The sequence below is a fragment of the Amphibacillus jilinensis Y1 genome (genome assembly GCF_000306965.1).
Taxonomy (GTDB): Bacteria; Bacillota; Bacilli; order Bacillales; family Amphibacillaceae; genus Amphibacillus_C; species Amphibacillus_C jilinensis.
Window position 1 is genome coordinate 100465 of the sequence record NZ_JH976435.1, and the last position, 21120, is coordinate 121584.

Sequence of the window (21120 nt, forward strand, 5' to 3'; positions counted from 1 at the left end):
CATGGGGAATATAATCATATCTAATCGTTAAAAGGGTGATCAATTTGGAATTATATACGCCATTACCGGAATTGCATGGTGCAACGAAATGGGTTAACGGGAAAGTGACGAAAAAGCAACTGATCGCCAATAAAAAATTGACTTTCATTCATTTTTGGTCGGCCAGTTCTCGGTTATCACTAGACAATTTACCGATTATTGATCGATTTCATCAATCTTTTAACGAATTAATGACTGTCATTGCTGTTCACATGCCCCAAACAGAAAAGGATTTGGATTTGAAAGTTGTTTGTGAACTTATTAAATCGTATCAGTTATCCTATCCTGTCTATTTAGATCACCAACATTATTTAACGACATTATTTGAAAATCAATATGTACCTAGTTACTATTTGTTTAACTTGGAAGGGAATCTTAGCCATGTTCAGCTTGGCAGTGGTGGGATGAAAATGTTACAAAAACAAGTCCAAACATTGATAAATAAATAATAACTGCTTAAAAGATTAGGGACGAGTCCTGTTTCTTTTAAGCAGTTTTTTTGTTATGGAGTGATCTTTGTATCTTAACTTCCGTCTTAAGGCTGATTTTTACTTTATTTTAAAAAAGGGGTAGTAATTTATTTCGTAACTCGATATATTAGTATTTATGAAAAACGACAAATGGAGGGGAGACACCATGGGAACGTTTAAAAAGTTAAAAGCATTTTATTTGCCGTATAAACGCTATTTTTTAGCATCTTTATTATTTGTATTAATCGTAACTGCGATTACGGTGATCTATCCAATGGTTTTGCAAGTGACTATAGATCAAGTGGTATTAGAAGGTGATTATCAATTAATACCTTTCTTGGCAATTGGTTTTATTGTCATCATGATCATTAAGGGGATTGCTAATTTTACGCAACAATACCTTGGCGATTTATTCGGTGTGACTGCAGTATATCATTTGCGCGATGCACTATATCAAAAATTACAGCGTTTATCTTTTACTTATTATGACAATGCGCGCACAGGTGATTTAATGTCTCGTTTAACGATGGATGTTGAAGGTTTTAAATTCTTTTTAGCAGCTGGCTTTAAAGAGCTGATTAGAGTCGTTTTCTTAATGGTAACGAGTTTGACGGTGATGTTCTACTACTCGGTTCCTTTGGCTTTAGTTACGATGGCCGTCATGCCATTTTTAATCATTGTTGTGAAACGATTTGATGCTGAAGTGCACCCTGCGTTTAGAAAAATAAGAAAGTCTCTGGGGAATTTAAATACGCGCATCCAAGAGAATGTAAGCGGTATGAATACAGTAAAATCATTATCTAAAGAAGATTTTGAGATCGAACGTTTTACAGTTGATAATAAGCAATATCGGGAGATTAATATTAAGACTTCGAACATATGGGCAAAATACTTTCCTTTTATGGAATTCATAGGGAATATAGCGATGATTGCTTTACTTGTTTTTGGAGGTTGGCTTGTTATTGATGAGCAGATGAGTTTAGGGGCGCTTGTTGCGTTCTTTAGTTTAGTTAATTACATTATTGGTCCCTTAATGCACTTAGGTTTTATTGTTAACCAGTTTTCGCAAGCAAAGGCAGCAGGTGAACGCTTATTAGATATTTTAGAAGCAGATGAGGATATCGAAGAAAAAGATGAAGCGCTGATCCTCGAAGATATTGACGGACATGTCACATTTAATGATGTGACACTAAAGTATACGGAGGAAGATGATCCAGCATTAAAGCATATCAACTTTGACGCACCACCAGGAAAAGTGGTTGGTCTAATTGGGGCAACAGGCGCTGGGAAGTCAAGTATTACACAGTTAATGACAAGATTTTATGAGCCTGCTGAAGGTGAGGTTTTAATTGATGGTAGGCCAACTAGTGACTATAATTTAAAGTTTTTACGTAAACACATAGGTTTTGTGCTTCAAGAATCTTTTTTATTTTCAACAACCATTAAAGAAAACATTGCTTATGGAAATCCAGATGCATCTATTGAAGAAATTATAGCTGCTGCTAAGCGAGCTCAGGCTCATGATTTTATTATGGAATTACCGAAAGGCTATGATACGATGCTTGGTGAACGTGGCATGGGATTATCTGGTGGGCAACGGCAACGTATTGCTATTGCCCGTGCCCTCTTAATAGATCCAAGTATTTTAATTCTTGATGATGCTACCTCGGCTGTCGATATGGAAACTGAATTTCAAATTCAGCGCGCATTAAAAGAAGTGATGACTAATCGCACGACGTTTATTATTGCGCATAGAATTTCTTCTTTAAAGCATGCTGATGAAATATTAGTGTTAGAAGATGGGGTAATTGTTGAACGTGGCACACATGACACATTACTGAACAATGGTGGACCTTATCAACGGATCTATGATATCCAATATCAAGATAAGCAAGCTGTTATGGGAACGATATAGTGGTGAGGAAGGAGTGAGAGTATGAAAAAAACAAAAGGGGCGCAAAACCAAAAAACGCATGTTAAACGGTTTTATTATCCACAAGAAAATGCAGTTGAGAAGCCCTTTAACTGGAGACAGATGACCCGTCTACTTAGTTATTTGAAACCTTATACGAAAACGTTATTGCCAACTGCTTTTTTAATGGTGTTAATCAATATGATTGTACGGTTACTTGTCCCTATTATAATCGGACAATGGGTTATTGATGAAGCGATTGCTAATCAAAATATTCGTTTATTAACCTATCTTATTATTGGAATTGGTGTCTTATATTTAGCTAATTATATTGCTAATCATTACCGGATTAAACTTGTAAATATTTTAGGGCAACGAACAATTCATGATTTAAGAAAACAACTTTTTTCACATGTACAACGTTTATCGCATAATTTCTTTGATAAGCGTTCGGCTGGTTCGATATTAGTTCGGATCTTAAATGATGTTAATTCATTACAAGAGCTTTTTACAAATGGGATTATTAATTTATTAATGGATGTCATGATGTTGGTTGGTATTATTTTAATTCTTGTGGCTTTAAGCCCCCAATTAGCGTTAGCTGTATTAATTATTTTACCAATCATGTTCTACATCTCAACCAAACTTCGTCGTAATATCCGTCGTTCATGGCAGGATGTACGTATTCAGAAGTCGAGATTAAATTCGCATTTGAATGAAAGTATTCAAGGTATACGAATTACCCAATCTTTTTCTCAGGAAAAGGAAAACACGGAGTACTTTGATGGTGTTAACACAGACAACTTTGAAAAAGAACGGTTGGCAATGAAGAAAAGTGCTTATTTTGGACCATTTGTTGAAATGAGTAATGCTATTGGAACGGTTATCCTAATTTCATACGGTTCCATTCTAATTATGAATCAGTCCATCGGAATCGGAACATTTGTATCGTTTGCATTTTATCTTGGCATGTTTTGGGAGCCTATATCCCGACTTGGTCAAATCTATAATCAATTACTTGTTGCAATGGCTTCGTCTGAACGTATATTTGAATTTTTAGATGAGCAGCCGAATGTTAAAGAAAAGAAAGATGCGAAGCATTTCGAAGATATGAAAGGCGATATCGAATTTGATCGTGTCCAATTCTCTTATGATGATGATCGGATTGCGCTCCATGAGATTTCACTCGATATTAAAGCGGGGCAGACGGTTGCTTTAGTGGGGCATACAGGCTCTGGGAAATCGACCATTGCCAATTTGATTAGTCGCTTTTATGATCCGACAAGTGGTTCTGTTCGTGTTGATGGGCACGATTTGCGTGATATGAAATTAGACAGCTTACGAAATAATATAAGTGTCGTGTTACAAGATACATTTATTTTTTCCGGTTCAATAATGGAGAATATTCGTTTTGGTAGGCCAGAAGCGAGTGATGCGGAAGTGGTTGAATCAGCGAAAATTGTGGGGGCCCATGATTTTATAATGCGTCTTGGCGATGGGTATGACACAGAAGTAGAGGAACGTGGAAATATCCTTTCAGCAGGCGAAAGACAATTATTGTCTTTTGCACGTGCTTTGTTGGCTAACCCTAAAATTTTAATTTTAGATGAAGCTACTGCAAGTATTGATACAGAAGCTGAGATGAAAATCCAACAAGCACTCCGCAAATTACTTAAAGGTCGTACAGCAATTATGATCGCGCATCGTTTATCCACTATTAGAGAAGCAGATAATATTATTGTACTAGAACATGGTCGTATATTGGAACAAGGTAATCATGATCAACTTGTTCAACAGCAAGGTGAATATTACGGCCTTGTAAAATCGCAATTTGAAATGCTCGACGTCCTATAATTTGAATATGAGCTGTTAGTATTCCTTCTAGGTTGCTCGATACTTAGAAGGAATTTTTTTATCACATATAAACGTCCTAAAGACGCTCACTGATTAAAGGATCATTTTATATGTTGAATCCATTTTATCATTCGTCTTTCGTGAAATAATAACGAAAGGGTGTGAATGAACATAAATAGGAATATGCTTCAGCGTACTGAATTTGTACTTTTATATGTTTTCTTGTTAGAAAATGTGCTAGACTAACATTTGTAGGATCTGTAGGGAGGAATTATTGTGAAAAGAGAGTTTGCAGTTATTGGTTTGGGGCGCTTTGGCGGAAGTATTTGTCGCGAATTAAGTGCTGAGGGTATGGATGTATTAGCTATTGATACAACAGAAAGTAAAGTTAATGAGTTTAGAAATATTGCATCACATGCCGTTATTGCTGATGCAACGGATGAAAGAGTCTTAAAAGAGCTGGGTATACGCAATATCGATCATGTCATTGTTGCTATTGGTGAGGATATTCAAGCAAGTATTTTGACGACACTTATGTTAAAAGAACTCGGCATAAAAAAAATTACAGTTAAAGCTCAAAACGATTATCACGAAAAAGTGTTAAATAAAATAGGGGCTGATCAGGTGATTCATCCCGAAAGAGACATGGGTAGGAAAATTGCCCATAGTATTATCTCTAATAATATACTTGATCACCTTGAATTGTCTGATGATCACAGCATTGTTGAGATTAAAGCGAGTAAAAAACTGGTGGGACGTACGCTAGTTGATTTAGACATTCGTGCGAACTATGGATGTAACGTTGTAGCTATTAAATCTGGAGAAACAAAGGAAATAAACGTTTCACCGATGGCAACAGAGACCATTGGTCAAGGAGACACGCTTGTTATTATAGGCGCTGATCGCGATATCTCACGCTTTGAAAAACAATTGGTTATAGAAGATTAAAAAGCCGAGCATGCGCTCGGCTTTTACTATACTTCCATAATAATCGGTAATACCATCGGTCGGCGTTTTGTTTTCTCAAATAGAAATGGTGCAATCGTATCAGTAATTTCATTTTTAATTTCTGACCACTGTGTGGTTTTACGTTCCATCACTTTATTAATGTGGCTTGATACAAGTTTTTGTGCTTCGTTAATAAGGTCTTCAGACTCACGCATATATACAAAACCGCGCGAAATAATATCTGGACCAGAAGCAATTTTAAATTCTTTCATGTTGATGCTCACGACTACAATGACAAGTCCTTCTTCTGATAAAATGCGACGGTCACGTAAGACGATATTGCCAATGTCACCAATTCCGCTACCATCTACATAAACAGATCCAGATGGAATCTTACCAGCAACAGACGCATGATCTTTACCTAAAGCAAGTACATCTCCATTATCCATAATAAAACAATGATCTGGGTTTACATCACACGCTTCTGCTAATTTAATATGTTCTTTCTGCATGCGATATTCACCATGGATAGGCATGAAAAACTTAGGTGTTAACAACCGTAGCATCAATTTTTGTTCTTCTTGTCCACCATGACCAGAAGTATGAATATCGTTAAGAGGGCCGTGGATAACTTCTGCACCGGCACGATATAACATATTAATCATTCGACTTACACTTACGGTGTTCCCAGGTATTGGTGATGAAGAAAAGACAACGGTATCCTTAGGTATAATTTGAATTTGTCTATGGGTACCATTTGCAATTCGAGATAAGGCTGCCATCGGCTCACCTTGAGAACCGGTACAAAGGATGGTGACTTCGTCAGCAGGCAGGCGATTAATTTGGTGTGCATCAATAAATGTATTATCGGGTGCTTTAATATAGCCCAATTCACGACCAATTGATATCGAAGCTTCCATACTTCGACCAAACACAGCTACTTTTCGATTATGTTTAACAGCCCCTTCAACCATTTGTTGTAAACGATGAATATTCGAAGCAAAGGTTGCGAATATTAATCGTCCATCCGCTCGACTGAAAATATCATTAATGCTTTCGCCTACGACACGCTCTGACATCGTAAAACCAGGGACTTCACTGTTTGTACTATCTGAAAGTAAACAAAGGACCCCTTCTTTACCTATTTCAGCCATTTTGGCTAGGTTAGCTGGCTCTCCAACTGGTGTGAAATCAAATTTAAAATCACCTGTATGAACGATATTTCCAGGAGGTGTTTTAACAACAACTCCGTATGAATCAGGTATGCTATGTGTGGTTCTAAAAAATGTTACTGATGTTTTTCTGAATTTAATAACGTCATCTTCTTGATAGGTATGCAATTTAGCTTGACGTAATAAGCCATGTTCTTCTAATTTGTTTTTAATTAACCCAAGCGCGAGTTTACCAGCATAAACTGGGATATTAATTTCTCTCAATAAATAAGGTATACCACCGATATGGTCTTCGTGACCATGTGTTACAAACAACCCTTTAATTTTATCTTGATTTTGTACAAGATAGGTGTAATCTGGGATAACATAATCAATACCTAGAAGTTCATCCTCTGGAAATTTTATACCAGCGTCAATTAAGATTATCTCGTCTTGAAATTGTACACCATAGGTATTTTTCCCGATTTCACCTAATCCTCCAATTGCGAATACTGCGGTTTGATCATTCTTCACAAATTTCATGGGTTATACATTCTCCACAGCAAAATATTCGGATTTTTTCTCATAATCAAGATGTTCGCCTTCTAGTGGTTGAATATATTCAATATTAATATCGCGGTCCTTAAGCTCAGCTCTAACTTGGCGCTCGTTGTCTGCTTGGTAATATAGGCAGTGTGTATTTTCTCTTACAGGGACTTCATCGGCCCTTTCTTGATATAGTACTTTGTAAATCATTTCATCTCTCCTTAATAGTCTTTTTCTAAACATAGCATTATAAAAAATCGTTCAATCGTTCATTTAAAAGTGTTGAAGGCTTAAGCATTGGGAACACGATTTTGATTCAGCAATCTTTTCCATTTTTTTCGAAGCTTTTCTCTTAGCCGTCTTAACATGGTATAAGCAGCTCCTTTCAAAAAGCGAAAACTCATCATCCGATCCAACCCTCTTATTAATAGTATAGTATGGATTGGCAAGTTTGGAAACAGAAACGTATTATTTTCTTCAGCTTTCTGTTTTGTTTATTATTTTTCACTTAAAGAAATAAAGTTATACACCTTATTAATAAGAACAGAGAAAATGATTAGTTAACATCACACGGTTTAGCGTTAGCAGGTGCTGAAAAGGGTTCAGAATTGTTAATGTGATCATAGAACATAATGCCGTTTAAATGATCGATTTCATGTTGGAAAACAATCGCTGCATAATCTTTTAACCTTAATTTAACAATTTCACCTGCTAAATTGGTAGCTGTCACCGTAATTCTGGCATATCTCGGGACATAACCTGGAACTTCTCGATCGACAGAAAGGCAGCCTTCCCCAGAAGATAAATAAGTTATTTCTACTGAATGACTAATGATCTTAGGGTTAAAGTACCCGTCACTATAGCTTTTACCCTTAAAGTCCTCAAAGTGAACAGCAAGCATACGCTTTGAGATCCCTAATTGTGGCGCAGCTAAACCAACCCCTGCTCTAAGCTTATACTTCTTAGCCGTTTCTTCATCTTGGCTATTCTTAATAAATTGAAGCATGTCTGTTAACATTTTTTTATCTTCATGGCTAGGAGGCATGGCGACATCCTTAGCGACTTCAGTTAAAGTGGGATGGCCTTCTCGAACAATATCTGTCATAGTAATCAATGTATAAACACTCCTTTTAAATCACAAATCAAGGATATAGTGATACGTTTGTTGTTCAATTCTGAATTGCTGTAACATAGTTTAACATAATTATTATTGAAATGGGGATAATTTTGTATGTCAATAGATATTAAATTGGAAATATGAGAAGGACAATGTAATGGATTGTATTGGACGATTTTAAAATAGACTAGATAGACTAGGGTAAGCGGTGAGTGAAAATAAGTCATTTATCCATGCTACAACAATTAGACATAAAGCGCTCTTCTCAAAATAGAGAGCGTAGATACTATATCTAGGTGCGAGATAGCAGCTACTAATGTCGTGATTCGCTCACCTACCAATCACTTAGAATGAGAATACGTTCACTGATTGGAAGTTCGTTTTATTTATATGTTTGTCCAAATGTTACTTATGTTATACTGTTTTTATATGTGGTAGAATGACAACATAGAGAAGCAAAAGAATGGAGGCATTTAACGTGCGTTTAAAAATGGTAGGATTAATGATTTTAAGTGGTCTGTTATTAGTAGCCTGTTCAGGGCAATCAACAGAAGAAACAATGTATGAACACATGGAAGAGGCCGTTAGGTTAGAGGGCGACTTTGTTGATCAACAGCAACCACTTGGTGAGTTAGAACAAAAGGAGCAAGACATATATCAAGAAATTAGTGAATTAGGTATGGACGAATACGAAGAAATTCGATCATTGGCCGAACAAGCAATTGCCTCTATCGAAGAAAGAAGAGAGCTTACTGAAAAAGAAATAGCAAGTATTGAAGCATCCAAAAGTGAGTTTGAGCAGGTTGAACCATTGATAGCAGATCTAGAGGATGAGGCTTTACAAGAGACAGCACAGGAAATGGTTGAAAAGATGAATGAACGTTATCAAGCTTTTCTAGCTTTACACGAAGCTTATCAGAGCTCATTAGATTATGATATTGCTCTTTATGAGTTATTAATGAAAGAAGATTTAGAAGAACCTGAATTTACTGAACAAGTTGATCAAGTTAATAGTCAATACCAAGAAGTGATTGATGCTAATCATGCGTTTAATGATGCAACAGATGCCTTTAATGAAAGGAAACGTGAATTTTATGATCAATCTGACTTAAATATTACATATGAATGATAATATGATAAAAGCATGGCTTGTGTCCCGAACTCAAGGCATGCTTTTTTTACGTACACGAAGCAAATACAAAGACTTAGTAAAATAAAGCGCCCGACTCAAAATGGAAACCATTGATGTCGGTAATAACGGACGCTATCCCTTGATTCACTCAACTGACAATCAGTGGGTGAAGAACGAACACACCTACTGATAGAAGATCATTTTATTTTGTAGACCATCCTTACTATGTTGAATATGAATATAAATGTAGGTCAAAATGCTTAAACGAAGCGAATAGATGTAATACACAGCCTCAGAGAAGACTGATACAGGGTGAATAAATTAGTGAAACAGTTCACAATAAAAATTTTTTAAACAAAAAGGTTGAATAATTTCAAAGTTATTGTTGCAAAGTGATTGACCGTTTTGAGTTATTGAGATAAACTAATATCAAAGAACAAATTGTACTAATCGTTTCAACTTTTTCTTATATAACAGTTTTGGTTATCAATCAAATAAAGATTAAAAAAAATGAGAAAGGGTAATGTAACGATAGGTGCAATTTACGTTTTAGGTCCTTTTGTTTAGATTTAAAACGAAATAAATAAAACAAGGTTAGAATAGAAAGGAAGAGGTGAGTCTTTTGAAACGTACTACAGAAAAGATTGCTGAGCAATTTGAAACGTTTCAAATTCTGGATGAAGAAGGTAAAATAGTTAATGAAGAAGCCATGCCTGAACTTTCAGATGATGAATTAAAAGAGTTAATGACAAGAATGGTGTACACAAGAATTTTAGATCAACGTTCCATCGCTTTGAATCGTCAAGGGCGTTTAGGTTTTTATGCTCCTACGGCGGGTCAAGAAGCTTCTCAATTAGGTTCACAGTATGCATTGGAGCAAGATGATTTTATACTACCAGGTTATCGCGATGTTCCTCAATTAATCTGGCACGGATTGCCATTATACAAGGCATTTTTATTCTCAAGAGGTCACTATATTGGGAACCAAATGCCTGAAGGCGTAAACGCCTTAAGTCCTCAAATTATTATTGGTGCACAATACGTGCAGACAGCTGGGGTTGCGTTAGGTATGCAAAAACGCAATAAAAAATCTGTTGCGATTACGTATACAGGTGATGGTGGTACGTCTCAAGGTGATTTCTATGAAGGAATGAACTTTGCAGGTGCTTTTAATTCACCAGCTATCTTCGTTGTGCAAAACAACCAATTTGCTATCTCTACACCAGTTGAAAAACAGACTGCTGCAGATACATTAGCACAGAAAGCTGTTGCAGCTGGTATCGAAGGTATCCAAGTTGATGGTATGGATGTGTTAGCTGTTTATGTAGCAACGAAAGAAGCACGTGAACGCGCTGTCAATGGCGAAGGGCCAACTTTAATTGAAGCTCTTACTTACCGTTATGGTCCTCATACAATGGCTGGAGATGATCCTACACGTTATCGTTCCGAAGATTTAGATAATGAATGGGAAAGAAAAGATCCCCTTGTTCGCTTCCGGAAGTTCTTAGAGGAGAAAGGGATCTGGTCTGAAGATCAAGAAAATGAAGTGATTGAAAAAGCAAAAGAAGAAATTAAAAATGCTGTAAAAGAAGCAGATAATACACCGAAACAAAAAGTTACAGATTTAATTGGAAATATGTATGAAACACTTCCATCACACTTAGAAGAGCAAATGGAAGAATACAAAGCAAAGGAGTCGAAGTAAATCATGGCTCAAATGACGATGATTCAAGCAATTACTGATGCGTTACGTACGGAATTAAAAAATGATGAAAATGTTCTTGTTTTTGGAGAAGATGTCGGTCAAAACGGTGGTGTTTTCCGTGCGACAGAAGGCCTCCAAGCTGAGTTTGGAGAAGATCGTGTTTTTGACACTCCATTAGCAGAATCTGGGATTGGTGGTTTAGCGATCGGATTAAGTACACAAGGTTTTCGTCCGGTTCCTGAGATTCAATTCTTTGGTTTCGTTTATGAAGTTATGGATTCTATTAGTGGACAAATGGCACGTATGCGTTATCGTTCAGGTAACACAATGCATGCGCCTGTCACGATTCGCTCGCCATTTGGTGGTGGTGTTCATACCCCAGAAATGCATGCTGACTCATTAGAAGGACTTATGGCACAACAACCGGGATTGAAAGTGGTTATTCCATCAAACCCTTATGATGCTAAAGGTTTATTAATTTCATCGATCCGTGATAATGATCCTGTTATCTTTTTAGAGCACATGAAACTATATCGTTCTTTCCGTGATGAAGTGCCAGAAGAAGCTTATGAAGTAGAGCTTGGTAAAGCTAAAGTAGCACGCGAAGGTAATGATGTTACATTAATCGCCTATGGTGCAATGGTTCAAGCTTCTGTTAAAGCTGCTGAAGAATTAGAAAAAGATGGTGTGAGTGCTGAAGTTGTTGACTTACGTACGATTTCACCATTAGATATAGATACAATTGTAGAATCTGTTAAGAAAACGGGCCGTGTCGTTGTTGTTCAAGAAGCTCAGCGTCAAGCTGGTATTGCTTCTCAAATTGTTGCTGAAATACAAGAGCGTGCGATCTTACATTTAGAGGCGCCTGTATTACGTGTAGCGGCTCCAGATACGGTATACGCATTTACACAAGCAGAAGAAGTATGGTTACCAAACCATAACGACATTGTAGAGAAAGTGAATGACGTAATTAATTTTTAAGTGTTAGTAAATTAACCAGGGAGGTTAGCAATAATGGCATTCGAATTTAAATTGCCTGACATTGGTGAAGGTATTCACGAAGGCGAAATCGTAAAATGGTTTGTAAAACCTGGCGAAGAAATAAATGAAGATGATGTATTATGTGAAGTACAAAACGATAAAGCAGTAGTTGAGATTCCATCTCCAGTAGAAGGTACAGTAAAAGAGGTACACTTTGAAGAAGGAACAGTTGCTACAGTAGGGCAAACAATTGTTACTATTGATGCAGAAGGTTACGAAGGTGGGGAAGCAGATTCTGATCAAGAAACTGTCGAATCTACCCAAGAAAACAGTTCTGACGCTGGTCAAGGTGTTTTCGAATTCAAATTACCTGATATTGGTGAAGGTATTCACGAAGGTGAAATTGTAAAATGGTTTGTCAAAGCTGGTGACGAAATAAATGAAGATGATGTATTATGTGAAGTGCAAAACGATAAAGCAGTTGTTGAAATTCCGTCTCCAGTAGAAGGTACAGTAAAGGAAGTACACTTTGAAGAAGGAACAGTTGCTACAGTAGGGCAAACGATTGTGTCTATCTATGCAGAGGGTTATGCTTCAGAGAGTGGAAGTGAAGAACCAGCTAAAGAAGAAAAACAAGCTTCTCAAACCACTCAACAAGCTGAGTCAGTATCTACGGACAATGCACGAGTTATTGCGATGCCTTCAGTCCGCAAATTTGCTCGTGATCATGATGTGCAAATCGCAAATGTAAAAGGTTCAGGGAAAAATGGCCGCGTATTGAAAGAAGATGTTGAAGCTTACTTAAGTGGCGACCAGAAAGTTGACACATCAGCTGATGAGCAAAAAGCGCCAGCTAAATCCGAATCAAAAGAAACGCAAACAACAGCCAAACCACACGCTTCTGCAGGTGAATTACCTGAAACGCGTGAAAAAATGTCTGGTATCCGTAAGTCTATTGCAAATGCAATGGTTAACTCTAAGCACAAAGCACCTCATGTTACATTACATGATGAAGTAGATGTGACTGAACTTGTTGCTCATCGTAAGAAATTCAAACCGGTTGCAGCAGAAAAAGAAATTAAGTTGACTTACTTACCTTATGTTGTTAAAGCTTTGGTTTCTGCTTTAAAACAATTCCCAATTATTAATGCATCCATTGATGATAGTACGGACGAAATTGTTTATAAGCATTACTATAATGTTGGTATTGCAGCAGACACAGATAAAGGTTTACTTGTCCCTGTTGTGAAAGACGCTGACAAAAAATCTATTTTTGATATTTCAAAAGAGATTAATCAATTAGCTAAAAAAGCTCAGGAAGGTAAACTTTCTCCAGATGAAATGAAAGGTGCATCATGTACCATTACGAACATCGGTTCAGCTGGTGGTCAATGGTTTACGCCAGTTATTAATTATCCTGAAGCTGCAATTCTAGGTATTGGTCGTATTGCTGAGAAGCCAGTCGTTAAGGATGGGGAAATCGTTGTTGCTCCAGTATTGGCATTATCACTTAGCTTCGATCACCGTATCGTAGATGGTGCAACTGCACAATATGCTTTAAATCAAGTGAAGCGTTTGTTAAACGATCCACAATTAATTATGATGGAGGCGTAATCGAATATGGTAGTAGGAGATTTTCCAATTGAATTAGATACATTAGTTGTTGGAGCAGGACCTGGTGGCTACGTTGCTGCCATCCGTGCTGCTCAAACTGGCCAAAAAGTAACAATTGTTGATAAGGGTGCGCTAGGAGGCGTTTGTCTTAATGTAGGTTGTATTCCGTCAAAAGCTCTGATTCAAGCAGGTCATCGCTTTGAAGAAGCACATGGTGCTGAAGAGATGGGGATTGCAGCAGAAAACGTCACCGTCGATTTTAGTAAGGTTCAAGAATGGAAAAGTAGTGTGGTTAATAAACTCACTTCTGGTGTTGAAGGCTTACTTAAAGGCAATAAGGTGGATATTGTAAGTGGTGAAGTTTACTTTGTTGATAAAAATACAGTTCGTGTAATGGATGAAAAAAACTCACAAACTTATACGTTTAAGAATTGTATAATTGCAACAGGTTCTACACCAATTGAAATACCGTCATTTAAGTATTCTGAACGCATTTTAGATTCAACAGGAGCTCTAAATCTTAAAGAAATCCCTAAAAAGCTCGTTGTTATCGGTGGTGGGTATGTTGGTACTGAATTAGGTACTTCATATGCAAACTTTGGTACAGAAGTAACGATCCTTGAAGGTGCTGATGACATTTTAGGTGGTTTTGAAAAAGATATGTCATCTTTAGTTAAACGCCATTTGAAAAAGAAAAATGTTAACATTGTAACGAAAGCGATGGCGAAAGGTTCCGAAGTAACTGATAATAGTGTGAAAGTGACTTATGAAGCTAAAGGGAAAGAAGAGACCATTGAAGCGGATTATGTACTTGTTACAGTAGGTCGTTATCCAAACACTGCTGAAATTGGATTAGAGCAAGTTGGTATAGATATGGATGATCGTGGACTTATTAAAATTGATAAACAATGTCGTACTAGTGTTGATAATATATTTGCTATTGGAGATATTGTAGCAGGTCCACCACTTGCGCACAAAGCTTCATATGAAGGTAAAATTGCTGCAGAAGCAATTGCAGGTGAAAAGTCAGAAATTGATTATAACGGCATTCCTGCTGTTGTATTCTCTGATCCAGAGCTTGCAACAGTTGGATACACAGAAGCTGAAGCAAAAGAAGCAGGCTACGAAGTTACATCATCTAAATTCCCGTTTGCTGCAAACGGTCGAGCATTATCATTAGGTAGTGGCGATGGATTTGTTAGACTCGTTACACGTAAAGATGATGGTTTAGTTCTAGGTGCGCAAATTGCCGGAGCTAATGCGAGTGATATGATTTCAGAACTTGGTCTAGCAATTGAATCTGGCATGACAGCAGAAGATTTAGCTCTTACCATTCATGCTCACCCTACATTAGGTGAAATTACCATGGAAGCTGCTGAAGTTGCGATGGGTACACCAATTCACGTTGTAAAATAATAATTAAACACCGGTAATTCTTATGAATTATCGGTGTTTTTTGTTAATATGTCTAAAAGAATTCTTTTATTAAAGTTTTTTAATTTGTAATGGTTTATAATACAAAAGAAAAGAAATAAAACAACAAGGATGAGCATAATGAAAAATATTTTCTTTTTAATAATAGCTTTATTCATGACTTTTTTATTGATCGGTTGTCAAGCAGAGACTAATCAAGGTGAATCAGAACAAGAAGAAAACATTCAAGAGCCAGTAGAAGAAGAGTCTGTTAATGAAGAAGAAGTTGAAGAGAGTGAAGGAGAAATCGAATTGGATGAAACGGTAAAACAATATCAACCTTTATATCGCGTTAATCAAACGAACTGGGCAATCGAACCGATTAGTGAGGAAACCAATAGCAAAGTTGTTTTATTAACCATTGATGATGCACCAGATCAACATGCTTTAGAAATGGCCAATACGTTGAAAGCATTAGATGCATCGGCAATATTTTTTGTTAATGGTCATTTTTTAGAAGATCAGGATCAACAACAAATACTAAAAGAGATTTATGAAATGGGTTTTGTAATTGGTAATCACACATATACACACCCGAATTTAAGTGATATTTCTGAAGAGCAACAACGTGAAGAAATAATCGCGTTAAATGATTTGGTAGAAGATATAATTGGTGAACGTCCTAAATTTTTCAGAGCTCCTTTTGGTGTTAATACAGATGTTTCAAATGCTGTAGCTGAAGAAGAAGAGATGGTAGTCATGAATTGGACTTACGGATACGACTGGGAGGATGATTACACAGAGGCAGATGTATTAGCTGAAATGATGATTAATACACCAGAGTTGCGTGATGGTGCTAATTTATTAATGCATGATCGCTCTTGGACCAGTGAAGCATTAGAAGATATTGTCATTGGATTAGAGGAAAAAGGTTATGAGCTCGTTAACCCTAAAACCATTGAAACCGATGTTGAATAGAGTACTATTAATCTGTGCTAAGAAGGAATGTTAGAAAAAAAGTAACAGTAAAGGCGAATAATAATCCGGTAGGCTCGTTCATTCGTCTTTTTCAGACTAGCAGGCTATTAAATTTTAACAAGCAGTGAGAAGTGCCGAGTTAGCGATCAGTCCATGTTACCAAGTAACTGTCCGTAAAGCGCCCGCTGTAAAAATAGAAGATAGAAGCTCTTCTGTTTAGCCGGGCGATAACGGACGCTAATGTCCTGATTCAGTCAGCTCCCACTGATTGGAGGTTCGTCTTATTAAGTAAAAGGCTTCATTTCTTTAATAACATGTATAGTTTCTAATGTTACATCTTCTAAACCTTGAACGGGTAAGCCAACTTCAATATTTTTTTTAATGTAATCAAGATTTTCTTCAGTTATAATCTCCCCAGGAATGAAAATGGGTATTCCGGGTGGATAGATCATAATTGATTCTGCACTAATCCGCCCAACAGCTTCAGATAATTTAATGGTTTCCGTGTCCGCATAGAAAGCATCGCGTGGAGACATGCTTAAAGCTGGTATTTCAGATATACTCACTTGAACTTGTCTCTCTACGGCATGATGCTTAAATGCATAAACTAAATCCTTTAAGGCGGTTAGTAAGGTGGATATGTGTTGATTGTGGTCCCCTGGTGTAATGATACACAAAATATTGTACATATCAGATAGCTCTACTTCAATTTGATAATGCTCTCTCAGCCAACTTTCTACATCATAACCTGTCACCCCTAATTGTTTAACGGAGATTAAAATTTTTGTTGGGTCGTAATTGAAGGTAGCATCTGTACCTAATATTTCCTTTCCAGGGCAATAAAGATAGTTTAAATCATTAATTTGTTTACGTAAATCTTGGGCGCGTGTAATGGTTTCTGTTAATAAACGATGCCCATGGAGCGCCAATTGTTTTCGAGCAACGTCTAGTGATGCAAGTAAGAGATACGAAGTTGATGTGGTCGTTAACATCGATAGCACATTTTGAACACGCTCCTTAACAATTAACCCTTCTCGACCATTCAGAACAGAACTTTGCGTCAGGGATCCCCCTAACTTATGAACACTGGTTGCTGCTAAATCTGCTCCTGCTTCCATAGCTGAAAGTGGCAGATCTTCGTGAAAGTGGATATGAACGCCGTGTGCTTCATCGACAAGGACAGGTATGGCTTTTTTATGTGCGATTTCAACAATTTTCCTTAAATCAGCAGCTATGCCAAAATAGGTTGGATTTATAACAAATACTGCTTTTGCATCTGGATGTGCATCAAGTGCATGCTCGACTGAACGAGGGGTGATGCCATGAGCAATGCCAAGTGAAGTATCAAGCTCTGGGTGTACAAAGATAGGGATGGCACCTGAGAATATAATAGCCGATGTCACTGATTTGTGTATGTTTCGAGGAACGATGATCTTGTCACCAGGCTGACATACACTTAATACCATTGCCATAATGGGTGTACTTGTTCCTTGCACAGAAAAGAAGGTAAAATCAGCACCAAATGCTTGAGCAGCTAATTGCTCAGCTTCTTTAATAATCCCTTGTGGATGATGCAGATCATCAAGGGGACTAATATTAATTAAGTCAATCGATAAAGCATTGTCACCCATAAAGTTCTTAAAAGAAGGATCAATCCCTCTTCCGCTTTTATGACCAGGTATATGAAAAGCAAGCGGCTGTTGATTAATGTGTTGTAAAAGACCCGAAAATAAGGGTGTTTTTTCATGTTCTTGCATATAATTGACTCCTTTAATAAAATAATAATGCGATGAAGCAAAAAGATTATAGCAAAAATGATATCAAATAGCTAGTTAATTAAAGGATTTATCAATAGGAGGGGAAGCCAGGTGAATTTTCGTTTTCCGATCGATGACCGTTGGACAACGGAGGAGATTGTTGAAGTGGTTGAGTTTTTAGCGTTAATAGAGGAATGCTATCATAAACCTATTACGTCAAAGGATATCTTGAATAAGTATCGTAAATTTAAACAAATTGTACCTAGTAAAAGTGAAGAAAAGACGATAGGAAGAGATTATGAACGTGAGACAGGCTATTCATTATATCAAACCATAAAAAAGGCTAAAGAAAATAGTGATCAAACCATCAAAATGCAAAAATAACGATAGAGCTAAGCGAGGTTGGGACAAAAGTAAAAGACGTAAGATCAGTTGCGAATGATCCGTTTGTTTTGTGAATGGATTATTCGTCTTTATTATATTAAAACGAATGATATCAAATAGCTGAGGAAATATGCGACACTCTAGCGGGAACAGCACGAGCTGAAGATCCATTCAGTAAAGCGCTTTTGGCTTTACTGAATTAGCTGAAGCCGTGCCCGCAGAAAGGGAGTATATTTCCTCTGCGGGTATGTGATAAACCTACACATTCTAACATCATTCGTATTTGGAGAGCATATTTTTGTTGTGTCCCAGCCTCATTAATAATAGTCTATTGTTGAAGCGCGCGTTTACCAAGCTGATAAAGAGGTAAGAGTTGATCAAATGTTGATTTAATCTGCTCTAATAGGGCTTCACCAGACAATTGATCGGCATCAGATTTACTAATATGTTTGCCAATTAAAAATTCAGCCTTCTTAACATCTCGAAAACGTTCTAGATCTTTATCCACTAGTGATTTCACTGGTTTCGCAGCTTTATTCATATGATCAAAAGAAACCACGTAATCATTAGGCAATGCTTCAATATGATCTTGATACTTTAAAAATGTTTCAGCTATTTTAGACTTGGTAGGTAGTTCATAAATAAAAGCAAGCCATATAAATAAATGATCATCAAATAAACCAACCTGGAAGTGTGGATGTTTTTTATAGCCTCGCTTATTATCAGCAATGGCTAACCAGGTATCATTAGGCGGGTTGACAGAACGTCGTGCATGTTTGGCGATATGTAGAAACATTTCATTTCCTAACTGACTAGCTAAATGATCTGTTAGTTCTGTACCTATTGCCTTAAATTTTGGTTGAATATGCTCTTGAATCGCATGCATTCTTTCAGCTAAGCCTTCAATATGAAAGATTTCAAAATCGCTATTGTTAAAGCTGTATTTGTCCATTTTCCATTACACCTTTCTTAACTAATAGTATATCTAATTTTAACATAATTATAATTAAATAGGTACACAGATGCATAAAAGCGCAAATTTTGCTACACTATACCTAGAGTAACGGGAGGATGAATCATTATGTCTACTTTCAAACAAGAGGCCGTATATCAACAAGCAAAAAAATGGGTAAAAGAAGCGGGGGCAATTATTCGCCAAGCTATTGATCAACCGAGAGAGGTCGACACAAAATCAGACGCTAATGATCTTGTGACAGAGATGGATAAGAAGATCGAACAATTTTTTGCAGAAAATATAAGAGATACCTATCCAACAGATCGGATCTTGTCTGAAGAGGGATTTGGTGATGAAGTTAAGGACTTAACAGGAACCGTGTGGATTATTGATCCGATTGATGGCACGATGAATTTTGTTCATCAAAAGCGGACCTTTTCAATTTCTTTGGCCGTTTATCATAATGGAATCGGTGAAATTGGTTTCGTCTATGATGTAATGGCTGATATGCTATACCATGCCAAAAGAGGAGCGGGGGCTTATAAAAACGAAAAAAAATTAACCCCAATTGCTGATCATAAAAAACTATCTGAATCGATACTTATGCTTAACACTTTTTGGTGTACAAGCAACAATAAAGTAAATGATGAGAAAATAAGAAAATTAGTTCAAAGCGTAAGAGGGACACGAACATATGGTTCTGCTGCTTTAGAATTTGCGTATTTAGCAGAAGGTATTGTAGACAGCTATATTTCTTTTAAACTACACCCATGGGATTTAGCGGCAGGTGTTATCTTGTTCGATGAGGTCGGTGGCAAAACCGTTCAAGCAAATGGCAAGCCACTAACTTTTCTAAATCAAGATCCTATGGTGTCGGCACATCCAGATATAATTGATCAAATAATTAATGACTACATTGAATTGAAATAACTTAAAAAGATGACGACTACTATATTATTGAATATAGGGGTCGTCATCTTTTTTCTCTTGATATAATTTGAAATTCCCTGTAGCATGGCGCATCTTTGTTTTTTTCTCTATACGCTCTGAGCAAGTTGGACATAAATATAAGTGCTTACGTCGATTACGTAATCGTTTAGCTAAGGGCGAATGATAATTAATTTGATTAACTGTATCACATATTGGACATTTAACATCCATAACTGTCACCTCAAACAAACAAGCTATTATAAATTGATTGTTTACATTTTAGCATATCTAGACATGGAATGCTAACCTGTTCTACGTATCTTTTACTTTATCACAGATAACCGTCCGTAAAACACCTACCTCACAATAGAGAACAGAAGTAAATCTATCTAAGTGGGAACTAACGCCGCTAATGGCCTGATCCACTCAACTAACAATCAGTGGGAGAAGAGCGAAAACACCCACCGATTGAAGGAGCGTTTTATATGATCAGTGCATTGTTAAGCAATTGAAAGTATTAAAATAATATAAGTGGGCATAGTTACTAATAAATACTTATCACACATAAAAATGTTTGGATAGGGTCAAATCAGTGTGAAAGAAGTCGCTTTTTAAGGCTATACGAGAGGCATTGGTTCATATATCAATAAATATTTGTTACGGATACCTGCTCGACAGAAATTAGAGAGCAGAGATAATCTATATAGGTGGAAGCTAACGGTTGCGATGCCTCAACAGCCAATCCTAGGAAGAAGAGCGAAAGCGCCCGATGATTGAAGGTTCGTTCTATACCAAATCATGACTTGTCATTAATCATGTTTCACTTTGATAGAAACGGGAATGAACTATATATCAATAAAGAAGAGGTGTTGCCATATGAAGAGAAAAGTGCTCATCGGTCTGATTGGAATAGGAACAACATTTGTGACTTATCAGCTATTGAATGATAAGCGTCAAGAACGAATAAAGAATAAATTTGTTAATTTTAAAAATGTATTAACTTTGAAAAGACACGATCATTTTCCAATAGAAGAAGCGGGAGACCCATTAAGTGATAATATCGAAAATGCAGATATGGTAAGTGAAGGTTCTTTATTTGGTGTTAATTACTTCAACGAGATTAAACAATAACATAATATGAAAAATGACGCCGGGACAAAAGCGTAACAAGATAAGAAAAATCCGAACATTAATGTCTGATACATGTAGCGCTTCGGTAAAACACTTCGCTTTC

The 21120-nt window shown here is 36.8% G+C and carries 19 protein-coding genes; 13 read left to right on the plus strand and 6 right to left on the minus strand.

The features are described from left to right. The first annotated feature begins 35 nt into the window (after positions 1-35). The 4 genes from B494_RS0107405 to B494_RS0107420 all read left to right on the plus strand — a co-directional run bounded on the left by B494_RS0107405 (position 36) and on the right by B494_RS0107420 (position 5223). Entirely contained in the window at positions 36-488 is a 453-nt protein-coding gene (locus B494_RS0107405; protein WP_420884341.1) for a thioredoxin domain-containing protein, read from the plus strand. A 187-nt stretch (positions 489-675) separates the two neighbouring features. Further along, positions 676-2424 (plus strand): ABC transporter ATP-binding protein, encoded by a 1749-nt coding sequence (locus tag B494_RS0107410; RefSeq protein WP_017471751.1) that lies wholly within the window; start codon positions 676-678, stop codon positions 2422-2424. A gap of 21 nt (positions 2425-2445) precedes the next feature. Beyond that, positions 2446-4275 carry an ABC transporter ATP-binding protein gene (locus B494_RS0107415; protein ID WP_017471752.1) on the plus strand — a complete coding sequence of 610 codons (1830 nt, stop codon included), beginning with the start codon at positions 2446-2448 and terminating at the stop codon, positions 4273-4275. 276 nt (positions 4276-4551) lie between these two features. Further along, the gene (locus B494_RS0107420) at positions 4552-5223 is read left to right on the plus strand and encodes a potassium channel family protein (RefSeq protein ID WP_017471753.1); all 672 of its coding nucleotides are present in this window, start codon (positions 4552-4554) and stop codon (positions 5221-5223) included. Positions 5224-5249: 26 nt separating this feature from the next. On the opposite strand, the gene rnjA is transcribed toward B494_RS0107420, so the two are convergent. From rnjA to def, 3 genes are all read right to left on the minus strand, one after another. Beyond that, a complete protein-coding gene (rnjA, locus tag B494_RS0107425) occupies positions 5250-6917 on the minus strand; it encodes a ribonuclease J1 (RefSeq protein WP_017471754.1) in 1668 nt (555 codons plus the stop codon). 3 nt (positions 6918-6920) lie between these two features. Beyond that, positions 6921-7130, minus strand: coding sequence for a DNA-dependent RNA polymerase subunit epsilon (locus tag B494_RS0107430; RefSeq protein WP_017471755.1), 210 nt, complete (start codon positions 7128-7130; stop codon positions 6921-6923). 346 nt (positions 7131-7476) lie between these two features. Further along, positions 7477-8034 carry a peptide deformylase gene (def, locus tag B494_RS0107440; protein ID WP_017471757.1) on the minus strand — a complete coding sequence of 186 codons (558 nt, stop codon included), beginning with the start codon at positions 8032-8034 and terminating at the stop codon, positions 7477-7479. Between the two features lie 481 nt (positions 8035-8515). Here def and B494_RS0107445 point away from each other — a divergent pair, with 481 nt between their 5' ends. The 6 genes from B494_RS0107445 (at position 8516) to B494_RS0107470 (ending at position 15860) form a co-directional block, all read left to right on the plus strand. Further along, positions 8516-9166 carry a YkyA family protein gene (locus B494_RS0107445; protein ID WP_017471758.1) on the plus strand — a complete coding sequence of 217 codons (651 nt, stop codon included), beginning with the start codon at positions 8516-8518 and terminating at the stop codon, positions 9164-9166. Positions 9167-9791: 625 nt separating this feature from the next. After that, complete coding sequence (pdhA, locus tag B494_RS0107450) at positions 9792-10874, plus strand: pyruvate dehydrogenase (acetyl-transferring) E1 component subunit alpha (RefSeq protein WP_017471759.1); 1083 nt, start codon at positions 9792-9794, stop codon at positions 10872-10874. A gap of 3 nt (positions 10875-10877) precedes the next feature. Further along, complete coding sequence (locus tag B494_RS0107455) at positions 10878-11855, plus strand: alpha-ketoacid dehydrogenase subunit beta (protein ID WP_017471760.1); 978 nt, start codon at positions 10878-10880, stop codon at positions 11853-11855. A gap of 33 nt (positions 11856-11888) precedes the next feature. After that, a complete protein-coding gene (locus tag B494_RS0107460) occupies positions 11889-13469 on the plus strand; it encodes a dihydrolipoyllysine-residue acetyltransferase (protein WP_017471761.1) in 1581 nt (526 codons plus the stop codon). Between the two features lie 6 nt (positions 13470-13475). Then, positions 13476-14885, plus strand: a complete 1410-nt coding sequence (lpdA, locus tag B494_RS0107465) for a dihydrolipoyl dehydrogenase (RefSeq protein ID WP_017471762.1) — start codon at positions 13476-13478, stop codon at positions 14883-14885. 138 nt (positions 14886-15023) lie between these two features. After that, on the plus strand, positions 15024-15860 hold the full coding sequence (locus B494_RS0107470; protein WP_017471763.1) for a polysaccharide deacetylase family protein: 837 nt from the start codon (positions 15024-15026) through the stop codon (positions 15858-15860). A gap of 284 nt (positions 15861-16144) precedes the next feature. Here B494_RS0107470 and B494_RS0107475 read toward each other — a convergent pair whose 3' ends face one another. After that, on the minus strand, positions 16145-17617 hold the full coding sequence (locus B494_RS0107475; RefSeq protein ID WP_017471764.1) for an aminotransferase class I/II-fold pyridoxal phosphate-dependent enzyme: 1473 nt from the start codon (positions 17615-17617) through the stop codon (positions 16145-16147). A 111-nt stretch (positions 17618-17728) separates the two neighbouring features. On the opposite strand from B494_RS0107475, the gene B494_RS0107480 reads away from it, so the two are divergent. Beyond that, positions 17729-18001: a UPF0223 family protein gene (locus B494_RS0107480; protein WP_017471765.1), complete on the plus strand. Its 273-nt coding sequence runs from the start codon at positions 17729-17731 to the stop codon at positions 17999-18001. 328 nt (positions 18002-18329) lie between these two features. Here B494_RS0107480 and B494_RS0107485 read toward each other — a convergent pair whose 3' ends face one another. After that, on the minus strand, positions 18330-18953 hold the full coding sequence (locus B494_RS0107485) for a YktB family protein (protein ID WP_017471766.1): 624 nt from the start codon (positions 18951-18953) through the stop codon (positions 18330-18332). 129 nt (positions 18954-19082) lie between these two features. On the opposite strand from B494_RS0107485, the gene B494_RS0107490 reads away from it, so the two are divergent. After that, positions 19083-19886 carry an inositol monophosphatase family protein gene (locus B494_RS0107490; RefSeq protein ID WP_017471767.1) on the plus strand — a complete coding sequence of 268 codons (804 nt, stop codon included), beginning with the start codon at positions 19083-19085 and terminating at the stop codon, positions 19884-19886. Between the two features lie 24 nt (positions 19887-19910). Here B494_RS0107490 and B494_RS0107495 read toward each other — a convergent pair whose 3' ends face one another. Continuing rightward, complete coding sequence (locus B494_RS0107495; protein WP_017471768.1) at positions 19911-20117, minus strand: YlaI family protein; 207 nt, start codon at positions 20115-20117, stop codon at positions 19911-19913. Positions 20118-20762: 645 nt separating this feature from the next. Between B494_RS0107495 and B494_RS0107500 the strand changes: the two genes are divergently transcribed. Next, positions 20763-21017, plus strand: a complete 255-nt coding sequence (locus B494_RS0107500; RefSeq protein ID WP_017471769.1) for a hypothetical protein — start codon at positions 20763-20765, stop codon at positions 21015-21017. The last annotated feature ends 103 nt before the right edge of the window (positions 21018-21120 follow it).